Here is a 14,921-nt window from a genome sequence, read left to right as displayed (position 1 = left end):
TCCGGACGTGCGACATCTCCGGTCGATCCTGTACGCCCTCGTGCTGGCGCCCGCGACGTGGATCCTGTGCGGGGTCGGGTTCGACCAGGACCTCACCGGCCGGGCCCGCGACAACGGCGGCCCCGAGTCGCTGGGCGGGCTGCTGCTGCTCCTGCTGGCCGGGGCGGCGTACGCGATCCTGCTCTTCGCCCCGATCTCCCCCGCCGGACCGCTCGCCGCCGGCCTGGCCTTCCTCGGGATCGGCGCCTGGGCGCGCATCGCACCCGACTCGTACGCCGGCGTCTGGCCGGCGGAGATCACCAAGGACGGCTTCAACGTCAGCACCCCCGGGTACGGCCTCGTGCTCCTGCTCGCCGTTCCCCTGCTCTGCACGGCTCTGAGCGCCCGCCGCTGGGCCGCGTACGAGCCACCGCAGGTGGTCTTCATCGGCACGCTCGGCCGGGCCCGGGGATCCGCCACGGCACCGGGCACCCCGATGGCGTCGGAACGGACGACGGCCTTCGCGGTGGACGACAGCGACGAGAAGACGACGCTGCTGTCGCTGTTCCCGCCGCCTTCGCCCGCCCCGCAGTCGCTGCCGCCGAAGCCTTCGCCCGCGCCGCAGGAGCGGGACGCGCATGCCGAGGCGCCGACGCAGGACGTCGCCAAGTCGGAGGAGCCGACCCGGGACGTCGCGAAGTCGGAAGAGGTCACGACGGTCATCTCAGCTGGTCCGGGCCCTGGTTCGGACGGTGACAGGACCCAGGTGCTGGGCCCGGCCGAGGTGCCGGGCGACCGCACCCAGGTCCTCACCCCGGTCCCCGCCACGCCCGAACCGGGTGAGGCCACGACGAAGTCGATGTCCATCCTCGGCGAGGAACGGCCCGACCCGGCCCAGGACCCGACCACGCGGCTGACCCCCGTACCCCCGGTTCAAGCCCCTTCTCCCGCTCCCGTCCGGGAGAAGACGACGGTGGCCAACCTGGAACGCCCGGCCGACGAGGCCGCCGACGACACGCGGCCGATCTCGCTGCCGGCGCAGCGCCGTCCGGAAGAGGACGAGGCCACCCGCCGGCTGTAGCGTCGGAGGCGTGCTCGAGCCGCTCGCGATCTTCGCCGCCGGCTTCTGGGCCGGCATGATCAACGTGGTGGTCGGCTCGGGCACCCTGGTCACGTTCCCGACGCTCGTGCTGTTCGGCTACCCGCCGCTGGTCGCCAACGTCTCCAACAACATCGGCCTGGTCGGCGGCGGCATCACCGGCACCTGGGGCTACCGCCGCGAACTCACCGGCCAGGCCGGCCGCCTGAGACAGCTCCTGCCCGCGTCGTGCCTCGGTGGCCTCACCGGGGCGCTCCTCCTGCTCGCGTTGCCGGCGTCAGCGTTCCGGGCCATCGTGCCCGTGCTCATCGCGCTCGGCCTGCTCATGGTGGTGACCGGCCCGGCCCTGCAACGCCGCGCGGCCCGCCGCCGGGCCCCCGGACCGTCGCGCACCCGGGACATCACCCTCATCGCCGGGACGTTCCTGCTCGGCATCTACGGCGGCTACTTCGGCGCGGCCCAGGGCGTCCTGGTCATCGGCCTGATGAGCGTCCTGACCGCGGAGTCCCTGCAAGCCATCACAGGTCTGAAGAACGTGCTGACCACGGCCGTGAACGCGCTGGCCGCCGTCACGTTCATGGTGGTCGCGTGGCACTCGGTCGACTGGACCGTGGTCGCGCTGATCGCGGCCGGGGCGACGCTGGGCGGGGTGGCGGGGGCCCGCTTCGGCCGCCGGTTGTCACCGGCCCTGATGCGGACGCTGATCGTCGTGATCGGGCTGGTCGCGATCGCCCGCCTGCTCTTCTCCGCCTGAGCGGTCAGAGCTCGGGCAGGTGGTCGGCGGGCGACGTCTGCAACAGCCAGGCAAGGGGCATCTTGGCCGCCACGTCGTAGGTTCCGCTCGGACCAAGCGTATGCAGGGTCACGGTCTGCGCAACGTCACGCTCGACCATCCAGTACCGGGGAATCCCCGCTCGCGCATACTCCCGTGCCTTGATGACCTCGTCCATCGCCGCGGATCCCGGAGACACGATCTCCACCACCAGCAGCAGATCCGTCACGGCGAGCCAGACCGTGCGCGGCTGCGCCTTGGCCCAGACGGTGAGGTCGGGGATCTGTCCCCCGATGCCATCCGGCCCGGCGATCCTGACACCGACCGCCTGAAGGACCTGGTCGGCCGGCCACCCGGCAAGCGCCAGCCACACGAGCAGACGACTGGCGATGGCAGCGTGCTCGGAATCCGGCGGCGGCATGACAGAAAGCGCCCCTTCCGGACTCAGTTCGTAACGATGGCCGTATTGATCGGCAGCATTCATCGCCGCCAGGTCGTCCAGCGTGACCACGGCAGGGAGATGCTTGCCGAAGGCCTCCGCGCTCATGTCGTCATCCTACGTCTCGGGAGCCTCTCCGCAGCGAATCATCGGTTGCCTGTGGATAACCGATGCAGGCACCTCCGGACATCGCCCGGCGTTGATAGGCTGCCGACGATGAACGGCACCCTGCTCGGCTGTAAGGACCCGCGATGACCAGCAGCTTCCCCGACAGCGAGGGGCTGCTCGACCCCGACGGCGCGCGGGCGTACCTGGCGGATTGGAAAGCCCGGATCGACCGTAAGGCCGCCGACACCCGGGCCATGAGCGACCGCCTCGGCGAGCTGCGGGTCACCGCCGAGGACGGCAACGGCATCGCCGAGGTGACGATCGACTCCGGCGGGGTTCTCGTCGACCTGCGGCTCACCGACCGCACCCAGCGCGTCGCGCCGGAGGTCGTGTCCCGCGCCGTGCTCGGCGCGCTGCGGGAGGCTCGGAGGAAGGCCGCCGAGCAGTCGCGGCAGATCATCACGGAAACGCTGGGCGCCGACTCGCCGGCCGCCCATGCGATCGCCGACCGGCTGGACGACCAGTTGCGCGACGGGGAGTGACGCATGGCCGACGGGTTCTCCGTGGACGTCGCGCAGCTGCGGGCCCACGCCGCGAAGATCGACGCGGTGCAGCGGCGGTTCGGCGCGGTCAAGGCCGCGAGCGCGGCCATCGCCCAGGACGATGCGGCGTACGGGATGCTGTGCGCCTGGATGTCCACGATCCTCGAGCGCCGGCACGTGCGGCAGGACGAGCTCCTGGCGTACATGGAGGAGAACCTCGCCCTGGCCGCGGAGGCGCTGATCCGCACCGGGGACGACTACGACGCCGTCGACGGGACGTCAGCGGACCGCGTACGGCGCGCGGGACGCCTGACATGACCGGCGAGTCGCTGGTCGCCCCGGTCACCTCGACGCGTACGGCGTGGACCGGCCTCTCCCTGGCGGACAGCTTCCAGGGCCTGCACCAGGCGGTCGACGGCGGCACCTGGGTCGACCAGGCGCTGGCCGGCGGCGCGTTCGCCACCGAGGCCGCGGCGACCGTCCTGGACCCGTTCAGCGCCCTGCTGTCCAACGGCCTCGGCTGGGCGATGGAGTATTTCGACCCGCTCCGCGAGATGCTCGACAAACTGGCCGGCATCCCGGACCATGTCGCCTCCCACGCCGCCACCTGGACGAACATGGCGGCCGAACTCCAGTCGATGGCCACCGACCTCGAGTCGGCCCTCGCCGCGGACGTACCCGACTGGCAGGGACCGGCGGCGGAGACGTACCAGAACCTGATGGCCAACAACGTCGACGCGCTGGACGGCCTCGGCGTGCTGGCCGCGACGATGGCCGCGGCCACCCAGGCGGCCGGCAACCTGGTCACCTTCACCCGCGACATCGTCCGTGACCTGATCGCCGACCTGGTCGCCCGGGTGATCGTCTGGGCGGCGGAGTCGCTCCTGGTGGTGACGATCCCGGTGGTGGCCGCCCAGATCGCCTCGGCAGTGGTGAAATGGGCGGGCCGCATCATGAGCTACACGAGCGCGCTGATCACCAGCCTCCAGAACCTGACGACCCTCCTCAAAGGCTGAGCCCGGTGCCGCGAAGGCCGCACGGCAGCGACGAGCCAGGCCCTCGCCAAGCCCGAAGCCACAGCGCCGCGCACAGCGTCCGAGGTGGCCACGATGCAATCGAAGAGGTGGCCCGGACGGGTCGGGCCGGCGCGGGAGGCGGCGGCGGGCAGCCAGACCACTTCGTCACGCACATCACCGGCGACCCGGGCGGCTCCCCGACCGGCCATCCGACGGACGTCAGCCAGAGCCAGGATACGGACGTCCAGCGATCGCTCCATCGCGAGAACACGGGCCGCCGAGATCCTCGCCGACCGCGGCTACCGGATCCAACAAAACCCCACACGCGAGGAGGTCGCTGCGGCCCGGGCGGCAACCGGCGACACCGGTAGGGAACGTTCCAAGCCGGACTATCTCCTCGAAGGCAGAGTGTTCGACTGCTACTCCCCGGGAGCCGACAAGCCGGTGCGCGGAGTCTGGTACGAGGTCGGGAAGAAGATCAAGAAGAATCAGACGCAGCGAGTCGTGGTGAACCTCGAGGATTGGGAGGGCGATGTTGCTGCACTCCGAAAGCAGTTCGACGACTGGCCAATCGATCGGCTTAGAGAGGTCAAGGCCATCACGCCGGACGGGCGGATCATCCAGCTTGTTCCCCGACAAGACGATTGAGAACCAGCATGGCGCTTGAATATGAACTGACGCTGGAGGGCAGCATCCCGGTCGAGCAGCTGGCGACGCGCGCGGTGCCGGAGGAGCACCCGACCGGGACACCGGAACTGCTCTCAGCGGACCTCTACGACCGATACGGCTTCGAGCTCACCATTCTGGCGGGCGAGAACGGGTACGTCTCCGCCAGCTCTGACACCGGCATGTGGGAATGGGAACCGACGGCCTTCACGTCGATCGGATTCCGGATGGACAAGTTCGCCGACTTCACCTGGGAGGTCACGAACATGCTGACGGTGGTGCGACGGGTGTTGCAGACGGGCGAGGAGAACGCCGTCCTCGTACTGAACAGCGACGTTCTGTTGTTCACACGGTTCGGCGGGGAGCTGGTAAAGCATCGCCGGGAGCCGTGGTGGGATCACTATGCCGGCGCGAACGAGATTCTTCCTGGGTGAAGGGATCCGCCGTGAGTTCGGAACAGTGGGCGCTCGACAGTCCGGAGTTCCTGGCGGCTCAGCACCGCGCTGCCCTGCGCGACCGCGTGCTGTCCGGCACGTACCTGCTGGTCGACGGGGAACTGTGGAGGCGGACGTACGAGTCGGCGCCCGAGCCCGTGGCGTTGGTCGTCCGCTTCACCACCACCGCCCGCCACCGGGACGGCGCCGTCCTCGAGCTCACCGCGCCGGACGGTGAGAATATTCGTGCGATCTGGTGGCGTGGCCTCAACGACGACGCGGGCGAGACCATCCCGGCCGGGTTCCGGTGGGAGAAGAACGACGACTACTACTACGGGACGGTCGGATGGGCGGAGCTTGACGACATGGCGGTGTCGGCCGAGCTCCGCCCCCGGTGACGGCGTCAGCCCTTGAGGAGCTGGCGCGCCATCACGATGCGCTGGACCTGGTTGGTGCCCTCGTAGATCTGGGTGATCTTCGCGTCGCGCATCATGCGTTCCACGGGGTAGTCGCGGGTGTAGCCGTACCCGCCCAGGATCTGCACCGCGTCCGTCGTGATCTCCATGGCCGCGTCCGAGGCGAAGCATTTGGCCGCCGCACCGAAGTACGTGAGGTCCGCGTCGCCCCGTTCGCTCTTGCCGGCTGCCACGTACGTCATCTGGCGGGCCGCCTCGAGTTTCATGCCCATGTCGGCGAGCATGAACTGCAGGCCCTGGAAGTCGGCGATGGGCTTGCCGAACTGCTTGCGTTCCTTCGCGTACCCGAGGGCGAAGTCGAGCGCGCCCTGGGCGATGCCGACGGCCTGGGCCGCGATGGTGACGCGGGTGTGGTCGAGGGTCTTCATCGCGGTCGCGAAGCCGGTGCCCTCGTCGCCGATGATGCGGTCCGCCGGGATGCGGACGTTGTCGAAGTAGACCTCGCGGGTGGGGCTGCCCTTGATGCCGAGCTTCTTCTCCGGCGCGCCGAAGCTGACGCCCTCGTCGGACTTCTCCACGACGAAGGCGGAGATGCCGCGGGAGCGGGCGGCGGGGTCGGTCACCGCGAAGACCGTGTAGTACTCCGAGACGCCCGCGTTGGTGATCCAGCGCTTGACGCCGTTGAGGATCCAGTAGTCACCGTCGCGAACCGCGCGGGTGGTCATGGAGGCCGCGTCGCTGCCCGCTTCGGGCTCCGACAGACAGTACGAGAACATCGCCTCGCCGCGGGCCACCGGCGGCAGGTAGCGCTCCTTCACCGACTCGGAACCGGCGAGGAGCAGGGGCATCGTGCCGAGCTTGTTCACCGCCGGGATCAGTGAGGAGCTGGCGCAGGCGCGCGCGACCTCTTCGATGACGATCGCCGTGGCCAGGGCGTCCGCGCCGGCGCCGCCGTACTCGACGGGGATGTGCGGGGCGTGGAAGTCCGAGGAGCGCAGGGCCTCGTACGACGCCTTGGGGAACTCGCCGCTCTCGTCGGCCTCCGCCGCGTTCGGCGCCACGCGGGCGTCGCAGACCTCGCGTACGGCCGCCCGGATGGTCTCGTGGTCCTCCGGCAGCTGATAGACGTCGAACTCAGGCATGGCTGTGGCCCCTTCTCTGCGACTCCGCCGCCCTATGTTACCGACGCGTAGGGTACGCGCACTATCCTCGCCCCGGACGGCGGTCGGACGGTTTGTGCGACCCCGTGAGAAGGTGTTTGCCACGTACCCCTGGTGACTGGAGTTCACAGCGTGACCATCCCGTACCCGACCACGCAGACCGTACCCGCGTTCCCGGAGGTCGAGGTGCCGTCCGGCGCTCCCCGGCCGCGGCTGGCGTTCCTCGGCACGGGCTACCTGGGCGCCACGTACGCCATCTGCTTCGCCGAGCTGGGCTACGACGTGCTGGGCTTCGACGTGGACGAGCCGAAGATCGCGAAGCTGGCCGCGGGGCAGGTGCCGTTCCACGAGCCGGGGCTGGACGAGCTGCTGCGGGCCAACCTGAACTCCGGGCGGCTGCGGTTCACGACCTCGTACGAGGAGGTCGCCGAGTTCGCCGACGTGCACTTCATCTGCGTGGGCACCCCGCAGCGCGCCGACGGGATGGGCGCGGACCTGGCGTACGTCGAGGCGTCGGTGACCAATCTCGCCCGGCACCTGAACCGCCGGGCGTTGATCGTGGGCAAGTCCACGGTGCCGGTGGGTACGGCCGAGTGGGTGGAGCAGCTGGTCGCCAAGCACACCGACCCGGAGCTGGGCATCGAGGTGGCGTGGTCGCCGGAGTTCCTGCAGGAGGGCTTCGCGGTCGAGGACGTGCTGCGCCCGAACCGGATCGTGGTCGGCGTGAAGACCGAGTGGGCCAACGGCATGCTGTACGCCGCGCACAAGGGTGTGTTCGACCTGGCCGCGACCGAGGACCGGGAGGTGCCGCTGGTGGTGACCGACTTCGCCACCGCGGAACTCGTCAAGGTCGCCGCGAACGCGTTCCTCGCCACGAAGATCAGCTTCATCAACGCGATGGCCGAGGTGTGTGAGGTCGCCGGCGGCGACGTGACCCAGCTGGCCAAGGCGATCGGGTACGACCCGCGCATCGGCAACCGGTTCCTGCAGGCCGGGGTCGGTTTCGGTGGCGGCTGCCTGCCCAAGGACATCCGGGCGTTCCAGGCCCGGGCGCAGGAGCTCGGCGCGGGTGAGGCGCTGCGGTTCCTGCACGAGGTCGACCTGATCAACCAGCGGCGGCGCACCAAGGTGCTGCAGTTCGCCGCCGAGATGCTGGGCCGCCGGCCGGGCCCGGCGGGCCCCGACCTGTCCGGCACCCGGATCGCCGTGCTCGGCGCCGCGTTCAAGCCCAACTCCGATGACGTACGCGACGCGCCCGCGCTCGCCGTCGCCGCGGCCCTGGCCAAGGCCGGCGCCGACGTGCACGTGTACGACCCGCAGGGCATGGACAACGCGCGGACAGTGCAGCCGCAGCTCACGTACGAGACCTCCATGGCGGAAGCGGTCGCCGGCGCCGAACTGGTGTGCGTGCTCACCGAGTGGGCGGAGTTCCGCAACGCCGACCCGCAGGCGCTGGGCGAGGCGGTCGCCGGCAAGCGCGTCATCGACGGCAAGAACTGCCTGGACCCGGTCCTGTGGGTGCGGGCCGGCTGGCAGTACCGCGGCATGGGACGGCCCGCCCCGGCGCTCTGAGACTGACCGAATGATGGTCACGGCCGCGAACCTGCCGGGTTCGCGGCCGTTTCCATTGATCTCGACCCGCTTGGGACTGTTCTAATGAGGTGTCGGGAAGGCATGCTCGGGGTGGGTCGGGTCAAGGAGGTGCCGTGGCGCAGGCGCAGGAGCCGGACAGCTACGACGAGGAGTTGGCCCGTATCGAGGCGTCGATCGCGGAACTGAAGATCCGTGATCTCGCGGCGGCCAAGGAACGCACGAACATCGCGAGCAAGATCCAGGCCGCGCAGTTCCAGCGGGACATCCTCGCGCACGCCAACCAGCAGCGGAAACGCGCCGCGGCGAAGGCGGCCGCGGGCCGGCGACTGCGTCGGCGGACGGCCGAGAGCGCGGCCGCCGCCGGGGCTGCTGACGTCGCGGCCGGGCCCGTCGGTGCTTCCGGGCGGCTCGCGGCGACGCCGGAACAACCGGTCGGGGCCGGGGCCGCCCGAACCGCCGGTGCACCCTCGGCAGCCGCGCCCGCCGAGGGACGTCCGTCCTGGTCACCGCCGGGCACGCCGTACACCGGGCCGCCCGGGCACGCCACCGACGGGGTGACCGTGCTGGTCGACGACCCGCCGCCCACCGAGGAGCCGCCGCCCGCCGCGCCGCCGCGGCGCCCACGGGTGGCGCCGTTGCCGCCCCAGCCTCCGGTGCACGAGCCGGAGACCTCGTCGCAGTCGGTGCAGAACATCCTGCTCGGCCTCAGCGCGCTCGTCCTCGGCGTCGCCGCCGTCGTCTTCGCCGGGGCGACCAGCAACGGCGTGGGCCGCGCCTTCATCCTGGCGATCTTCACCGGGATCGCCCTGGCCGCCGCGCCCGCGATCGCCCGCCGGGGCCTCACCTCGACCGGGGAGACGCTCGCGGCGGTGGGGCTCATCCTGCTGCCGATGAGCCTGTACGCCCTGCACGGCAGTCCCGCGTTCGGCGGTTCCCGCGTGCCCGCCCCGGTGTTCCTCGGCGTCACGCTGCTCATCACCGCGGCGGCGTCGTTCGTCTACGCCGGTGTCACGCGGCTCGCCGCCCCGCGGTACGCCACGGTCGTCGCCGTGCAGCCGGTGCCGCCGCTGCTCGCGTACCCGTTGATCGAGAGCCCGGCCGGATGGGCGCTGGCGCTCACCGCGGTGGCCGTCGTCGACCTGCTCCTGCTCACCACGGTGATCCGGCGGGGCCGGCTGGTGCCGCGCTGGCCCGTGGGACGACCCGTCGCCGGCGACCGGGAGTCGCTGGCCGAGGCCGACGCCCGGGACCTCGGCGCCCGCGACTTCGAGTCGCGCAACGACCCGGCGGACCCGGGGTCCTACAGCGCCGACGCGCAGGCCACCGAGACCGATCCCGCCGCTGCCGACGCGGGCTTCGGCACGCCGGACCGTCCCGAGTCCCGGCCCGAGGAACCCGACCTGATCATCGACGGGCTCACCGGGCGCCGCCGCCGGCGCTGGCTGCCCACGCGGATCTTCCCCGGGCCGCGGCCGGCCGGCGCGCCCGCCGCCGGCTCGGTGCCGCTCGCGCCGCCCGCCACGCCGCCGTCGGCCGGCTGGCTGCGGCAGCTGACCTTCAGCCTGCTGTGCGTCGCTGCCGCCGGCGCGCTGCTGTACGCCACCGCCGCGCTGCTGAGCGCGGACGCCGTGGTGGACGCCGTACGCTCCGGATTGATCTTGATTCTCGCCGCTGTGATCGTGTCCGCGGCCGCGCGCATGGTCGACCAGATCCTCGCGCGCAACATCGCCGGGGCCGTGCTGACCCTGGCGATCATCGGCACCTGCGCCCGCATCGCGGCGGTCGGCTCACCGGCCTGGACCCTCGCCGCCGCGTCCGCCGCCGTCGCCGTCACCGGGGCTGCCGTGCGCATGCTCGCGGACGAGGTGCGGCGCGGACCGCAGTACGCGTCGGCCGCCGCCCTCACGCTCATCGGCCTGTTCGTGGCCGTCGACGCCCTCCGCGCGGCGCTCGCGCCGGTGCAGGCCGCGCGGCCGGTGTGGAACGCGGACACCGCCGCGTACGCGGGCCGGCTCGCCGCGGCGGCGGGCGAGTCGGGCTGGCTGCTGGCCCTCAGCGCACTGCTGCTGACCGTGGCGGCCGCGCTCGCCCTCCCCACCGAGTACAGGTGGGAAGGCGCGGTGACCGGCGTCGCACTGACCGCCCTCTCCGTACCGTCGTCGCTGGGTCTGCCCTGGTCGGAGGCGCCCTGGCCGCTCGTCGTGGCGGCCATCGGCATCGGCGCCGCCGGCCTGCTCGCGCCGACCCGCCGGGTCGCGGTCGCGCACATCGCGGCCGCGGGCGTCGTCGGCCTCTTCGGCGCCGGCGCCGCGCTGAGCGCGTCGTGGCTGACGGCCGCGGTGCTCACCGCGCTCGCGGGCGCGGGCGTGATGGTCGCGGTCGCGGCCCGCCAGATCCCGGTACGCCTGTACGCCTGGCTGATCGGCGACTGGGCGTCCGGGGCGGCGGCCCTGGCCATCCCCGGTGCCGTGGTCACCGCGGTCCTCGCCGTCCACGACCGCGGCGACGGGCCACCGCCCACCGAGGCCGTCACGGTGCCCGCGCTGGCCCTCGGCTTCCTCGCCGTGGCCGGCACGCTCACGTACGCGGCGGTGTTCCAGGTGGCCCGGCGTGAGATCAGCATCCCGCTGACCGCCGGGACCGGGCTGGGCGCGGTCGCCCTCGCCCTGGCCGCCCTGCTGGCACCGGGCTCCACCGCGCCGGACATCTGGGTGGGCGCGCTCCTGCTCGCCGCCGCCCTCCTGCTGTTCTTCGCCAAGTCGCTGGACAACGGCCGGCGCGCGGACCGGATGCTCGACGGCCCCGACATCGCCGCGGCGGCCGCCACCGTGGCGGTCTGCGGCGCGCTCGCCCGGGTCGCCGCCCTGGCCTTCCCCGAGGCGCCGCTGGCCGTCGCGGCGATCGTGGTGCTGATCGTCGCCTTCGGGGTCCGCGCGCTGCCGGACGACTGGCGGCGCGGCCCGGTCCGCGGCCTGGCGGTGGCCGGCCTGGTGATCGGCGCCATCGCCGGCTGGCAGGCGCTCATCTACGGGGTGCGGCTGATCGCCGCGCCTGGGAACATCTGGGCCTCGGACATCGGCGCCCTGCCCACCACGGCACCCCCGGGCGCCTGGCAAGCGCCGTTCGCGCTGCTGCTCATAGCGATCGCGTCGGCGTTCGCCCTGCCCCGCCCGTGGAAGTACGACGTCAGCGCGGTCTGCGTCGCACTCGCGACCATCGGCGCGCCCGCCGCCCTCGGACTGCCCTGGTGGTCCCCGCTGTTCATCGGTGGCGCCGTCGCCATGGGATACGGCATCGCGTCCGCGGCGGCCACCGATCCCCGCGACGCCCTCGACCGGGCCGGGGTGGCCGCCGTGGTGGCCCTGCACGCCGCCGGCGCCGGCCTGATCCGGCCGTGGGCCACCGCGGTCGCGCTGACCTTCATCATCGCGGCGTGCGTGCTCACCGCCTGGCTCTCCCGGACCCGCCTCAACCCGCAGGAACGCCGGGAATGGGCGCAGCGGGCCGTCGCCGAGGACGGCGTGGCCATCAGCGACGAGACCGGCATGCCTCGGCACCGCGCCCAGATCGGCGGGGCCGCCACGCTGGGCGCCCTGCTGGCCGCCCCCGGCGTGCTCGCCGCGATCGCCGCCGAGCAGAACCGTACGGTCCCGGTCGTGCTGACCGCCGGGCTGGCCGGGTCGAGCCTCGCCCTGGCCCTGCTCGCGGTCGCCGGCACCCGGATCGCGCAGTATCTGCCGTGGGCCACGATCGGGCTGGTCGGCGGGGCCACGATCACGGCGCTGGCCTCCGTACCGAGCGACTACCCGACGGCCCTGTACGCGGCGGCCGCCGCCCTGCTGGGCGTCGTCGCGGAGCTGTTGCGGGGCGCCGTACCGGCACCGAGCCTGCGGGTCGCGGCGCGGCCGTCCTGGCGGCCCGTCCGGCGCCCGAAATACACCGCGCCCAGCTACGCCGACGTGCGCTGGGGTGCGATGCGCCCCAGCCGCCTGCGCGGGCGGTGGCTCGTCGACCCGGCGACCGGCGCGGTCATCGTGGCGGCATTGCCCACCGTCCTGGCGTTGCTGTCACTCGCCCCGGCGCTGCGGGCGGCGCTGTTCGACCCGATGCAGCAGCTCCGCGCGATCTGGGACGGCCCGGTCGAGGCGCTGACCAACCCGGCATCCGGCAGCGTCGACGGTACGTCCGTGCTGGCGGCGGTGCTGCTGACCGTGGCCGCCGCGCTCGCAGCCCTCGGCTTCGGTGGCAAGCCCGCCGAGGCCGTACCCGTGATCCTGCCCGGCCTGGCGATCACCCTGCTGATCGCGCCCATCGCCCTGGACGCGCGCTGGCCGACGTCGACGTCGGCGGCCCTGGTGGTCTTCACGATCGTCATGCTCGGCCTGGCGCTGACGCCGCCACCCGTCTCCGACCGGGCGGCACTGCTGCGCGCCACCCGCACCGTCGTGTTCGTCATCGGCCTGCTCGCCGGTGGCGCCGGCCTCTCCGGCAGCCTCGCCACCCACGAGCTGACGCTGTTCACGCTGGGCTCGGCGATCGGCGTCGGGCTGGTGGCGGCGGTCGCGGGCCGCAGCCGGCACGCCCGCGTCCTCGGCTGGCTGTTCACCGCGACGATGGGCCAGGCGTTCGTGCTGGCCGTCGCGCTGATCGCGGGGCTCACCGCCGAATGGGCGTCCTTCGGCGTGCTGGCCGTCGGCGCGGCGCTGCTGGTCCTCGAGGCCGCGCTCCCCCGCCTCGGCCTGCCCGAATACCGCCTCGAAGCCACCACGGTCGAGTGGAGCGGGTACGCCTCGGCGCTGGTCGCGGGCGCCCTCGCGTACGACTCGCCGTCCCACCTCGCCGCCCTGCTCGCCGCCTGGGGTGCGATCCTCGGCCTCACGGCGACCCGCCCCGGCCGTACGCCCAACCAGCGCCGCAACCTGTTCTGGCTGGCGGTCGGGTTCGAGATCATCGGCATCTGGCTCTTCGTGGCCCTCGCGGACGTGGCGCTGCCGGAGGCGTACACCCTCCCGTTCGCGGCGCTGGCCCTGCTTGTCGGCGCCCTCGAGGCCCGCCAGCGCCAGGACCTGAGCAGCTGGGCGGCGTACGGCCCGTCCCTGCTCGCCGCGTTCGTCCCGACAACCGGCCTGGTCATCGCCACGAACGCGGGCGACCTGCGCGAACTCCTCCTGCTGCTCGGCGCGGTGACGACGCTGATCATCGGCTCCCGCCTGCAGCAGCAGGCCCCGGTCGTGATCGGAGCGGCGGCCACGGCGGTGGCAACGATCCACTTCGCGACGACGCTGGTCGGGCCGTGGCTGGTGCTCGTACCGGTCGGAGTGGTCCTGCTCTTCCTGGGCGCGACCAACGAGAACCGCAGGCGGACCCAGGAGCGTTTGCGGGGGGCGCTGGTGCGGCTGCGCTGACGGGCGCGTCAGCTCATCAGGCGTGCGCGCAGCGCGGCGTCCTTCTCCGCGACGACCTGCTCCAGGTTCGATTGGAAGGCCTGCATCTTCTTCAGCAGCACCGGATCCGACGCCCCGAGGATCCGCACCGCGAGCAGCCCGGCGTTGCGCGCCCCGCCGATCGACACGGTCGCCACCGGCACGCCGGCCGGCATCTGGACGATCGAGAGCAGCGAGTCCATGCCGTCGAGGTACTTCAGCGGCACCGGTACGCCGATGACCGGCAGCGGGGTGAGGGCCGCGACCATCCCGGGCAGGTGCGCCGCCCCGCCCGCGCCGGTGATGATGACCTTGAGCCCCCGGTCGGCGGCCGAGCTCGCGTAGTCGACCATCTTCTGCACCGTACGGTGGGCGGAGACCACCCCCACCTCGAACGGCACCTCGAACTCGGCGAGGGCCAGCGCCGCCGCCTCCATCGTGGACCAGTCGGAGTCGCTACCCATGATGAGGCCGACGGAGGGTGCCATCATTCGCCTTCCTGGAGCCGGCGGGCGGCGCGTGCCGCGCGGGCGCGTACGGACGTCATGTCGTCGCCGAGCACCGTGACGTGCCCGATCTTGCGGCCGGGGCGGACCTGCTTGCCGTACAGGTGGACGCGCACGCCGGGGTCGTCGGCGAAGAGGTGGTGCAGGCGCTCGTCGAGCGACATGCCGCCGGGCTGCCCGCCGAGCACGTTCGCCATGACGACGGCCGGGGCGGCCAGCGAGGTCTCGCCCATCGGATAGTCCAGCACGGCGCGCAGGTGCTGCTCGAACTGAGAGGTACGAGCACCCTCGATGGTCCAGTGCCCGGAGTTGTGCGGCCGCATCGCCAGCTCGTTGACGACGATGCCGGCGTCGGTCTCGAACAGCTCGACGGCAAGCAGCCCGACGACGCCGAGCGCGTGGGCGAGGTCGATGGCGAGCTGCTGCGCCTCGAGGGCCCGTGCCTCGGAGAGCCCGGGCGCGGGCGCGAGCACCTGCACGCAGATGCCGTCCCGCTGCACGGTCTCGACCACGGGATACGCGGCGACCTGCCCGAACGGCGATCGGGCGACCAGGGCGGCCAGCTCACGCCGCAGCGGCACCCGCTCCTCGACGATCAGCGGCGTCCCGGTGGCGACCAGCTCCTCGGCGGCGGCAGCGTCGGCGAGCATCCACACGCCACGGCCGTCATATCCACCGCGCACGGCCTTCGCGACGACCGGCCAGCCGCCGGCATCCCCGCCGGTCCCGCCGGCATCCCCGCCATTTCCGCCGGCATTCCCGCCGGTC

Annotated in this window: 12 protein-coding genes and 2 pseudogenes; 10 read left to right on the top strand and 4 right to left on the bottom strand. The window is 72.6% G+C overall.

Annotation, left to right across the window (positions count from 1 at the left end; genetic code table 11):
- The first annotated feature begins 7 nt into the window (after positions 1 to 7).
- A complete protein-coding gene (locus tag IT780_RS32390) occupies positions 8 to 1,060 on the top strand; it encodes a hypothetical protein (RefSeq protein WP_199515642.1) in 1,053 nt (350 codons plus the stop codon).
- A 10-nt stretch (positions 1,061 to 1,070) separates the two neighbouring features.
- Positions 1,071 to 1,832 carry a sulfite exporter TauE/SafE family protein gene (locus tag IT780_RS32385; RefSeq protein ID WP_307831503.1) on the top strand — a complete coding sequence of 254 codons (762 nt, stop codon included), beginning with the start codon at positions 1,071 to 1,073 and terminating at the stop codon, positions 1,830 to 1,832.
- 4 nt (positions 1,833 to 1,836) lie between these two features.
- Here the strand turns inward: IT780_RS32385 and IT780_RS32380 are convergent, their stop codons facing one another.
- Positions 1,837 to 2,397 carry a Uma2 family endonuclease gene (locus IT780_RS32380; protein ID WP_199515641.1) on the bottom strand — a complete coding sequence of 187 codons (561 nt, stop codon included), beginning with the start codon at positions 2,395 to 2,397 and terminating at the stop codon, positions 1,837 to 1,839.
- Positions 2,398 to 2,540: 143 nt separating this feature from the next.
- Between IT780_RS32380 and IT780_RS32375 the strand changes: the two genes are divergently transcribed.
- The 6 genes and pseudogenes from IT780_RS32375 to IT780_RS32350 all read left to right on the top strand — a co-directional run bounded on the left by IT780_RS32375 (position 2,541) and on the right by IT780_RS32350 (position 5,453).
- Complete coding sequence (locus IT780_RS32375) at positions 2,541 to 2,939, top strand: YbaB/EbfC family nucleoid-associated protein (RefSeq protein ID WP_199515640.1); 399 nt, start codon at positions 2,541 to 2,543, stop codon at positions 2,937 to 2,939.
- 3 nt (positions 2,940 to 2,942) lie between these two features.
- The gene (locus tag IT780_RS32370; protein WP_199515639.1) at positions 2,943 to 3,257 is read left to right on the top strand and encodes a type VII secretion target; all 315 of its coding nucleotides are present in this window, start codon (positions 2,943 to 2,945) and stop codon (positions 3,255 to 3,257) included.
- Positions 3,254 to 3,955 (top strand): WXG100 family type VII secretion target, encoded by a 702-nt coding sequence (locus IT780_RS32365; protein ID WP_199515638.1) that lies wholly within the window; start codon positions 3,254 to 3,256, stop codon positions 3,953 to 3,955. Before IT780_RS32370 ends, IT780_RS32365 begins: the two co-directional genes overlap by 4 nt.
- Positions 3,956 to 4,128: 173 nt before the next feature.
- Positions 4,129 to 4,603 (top strand): annotated as a pseudogene (locus IT780_RS42275) (CdiA C-terminal domain-containing protein).
- Between the two features lie 8 nt (positions 4,604 to 4,611).
- Positions 4,612 to 5,055, top strand: coding sequence for a SitI3 family protein (locus tag IT780_RS32355; RefSeq protein ID WP_199515637.1), 444 nt, complete (start codon positions 4,612 to 4,614; stop codon positions 5,053 to 5,055).
- Between the two features lie 11 nt (positions 5,056 to 5,066).
- The gene (locus IT780_RS32350; RefSeq protein ID WP_199515636.1) at positions 5,067 to 5,453 is read left to right on the top strand and encodes a hypothetical protein; all 387 of its coding nucleotides are present in this window, start codon (positions 5,067 to 5,069) and stop codon (positions 5,451 to 5,453) included.
- Between the two features lie 5 nt (positions 5,454 to 5,458).
- Here the strand turns inward: IT780_RS32350 and IT780_RS32345 are convergent, their stop codons facing one another.
- A complete protein-coding gene (locus tag IT780_RS32345) occupies positions 5,459 to 6,613 on the bottom strand; it encodes an acyl-CoA dehydrogenase family protein (protein WP_199515635.1) in 1,155 nt (384 codons plus the stop codon).
- A 150-nt stretch (positions 6,614 to 6,763) separates the two neighbouring features.
- Between IT780_RS32345 and IT780_RS32340 the strand changes: the two genes are divergently transcribed.
- Positions 6,764 to 8,203 carry a UDP-glucose dehydrogenase family protein gene (locus IT780_RS32340; protein ID WP_199515634.1) on the top strand — a complete coding sequence of 480 codons (1,440 nt, stop codon included), beginning with the start codon at positions 6,764 to 6,766 and terminating at the stop codon, positions 8,201 to 8,203.
- 134 nt (positions 8,204 to 8,337) lie between these two features.
- Positions 8,338 to 13,629: an SCO7613 C-terminal domain-containing membrane protein gene (locus tag IT780_RS32335; RefSeq protein ID WP_199515633.1), complete on the top strand. Its 5,292-nt coding sequence runs from the start codon at positions 8,338 to 8,340 to the stop codon at positions 13,627 to 13,629.
- A gap of 8 nt (positions 13,630 to 13,637) precedes the next feature.
- Here the strand turns inward: IT780_RS32335 and purE are convergent, their stop codons facing one another.
- Both purE and IT780_RS43535 read right to left on the bottom strand, forming a co-directional pair.
- Positions 13,638 to 14,135, bottom strand: coding sequence for a 5-(carboxyamino)imidazole ribonucleotide mutase (purE, locus tag IT780_RS32330; RefSeq protein WP_199515632.1), 498 nt, complete (start codon positions 14,133 to 14,135; stop codon positions 13,638 to 13,640).
- Positions 14,135 to 14,872 (bottom strand): annotated as a pseudogene (locus IT780_RS43535) (5-(carboxyamino)imidazole ribonucleotide synthase); the annotation flags it as partial. The pseudogene IT780_RS43535 and the gene purE, both read right to left, overlap by 1 nt.
- Positions 14,873 to 14,921 lie beyond the last annotated feature (49 nt).

The organism is Nucisporomicrobium flavum, from assembly GCF_016464385.1.
Classification (GTDB): Bacteria; Actinomycetota; Actinomycetes; order Mycobacteriales; family Micromonosporaceae; genus Actinoplanes; species Actinoplanes flavus_A.
Note: the sequence above shows the minus strand (reverse complement) of the source record. Positions and strands in the feature narration are given on the sequence as shown.